Origin of the sequence: Sphingomonas sp. CCH9-F2 (genome assembly GCF_001556735.1) — a bacterium.
Classification (GTDB): domain Bacteria; phylum Pseudomonadota; class Alphaproteobacteria; order Sphingomonadales; family Sphingomonadaceae; genus Sphingomonas; species Sphingomonas ginsenosidimutans.
Genome location: NZ_LSJO01000418.1, coordinates 1 through 327, shown reverse-complemented (window position 1 = coordinate 327; position 327 = coordinate 1). Strand labels below are relative to the sequence as shown.

1 protein-coding gene is annotated in these 327 nt (G+C 65.1%); it reads left to right on the top strand.

Going from position 1 to position 327, the window contains the following annotated elements:
- The coding region (locus AX685_RS11885; RefSeq protein ID WP_197418589.1) for a MobA/MobL family protein at window positions 1-327 on the top strand (327 nt) is incomplete at both ends.

The window sequence follows — 327 nt, the reverse complement described above, 5'->3', positions numbered from 1 at the left end:
ACTGGAACTCGACCGAGCTGTTGAAGGACTGGCGCGAGGCGTGGAGCGCGCACGTTAACGAGCGCATGGCCGAGCTGGGGCTTGAGGGGCGAATCGACCATCGCTCCTATGAGGCGCAGGGGATCGAGCTGGAGCCGCAGCACAAGATCGGCCCCGCCGCATCGCGCAGGCCGGAGCAGGGGCTTGAGGCGGAGCGGATCGAAGATCACACCCGCATTGCGCGTGAGAACGGCGATAAGATCATCGCCAATCCCGATATTGCGCTGGACGCCATCACGCGGCAGCAGGCGACGTTCACCACCCGCGATCTTGCGACGTTCGCGTTCC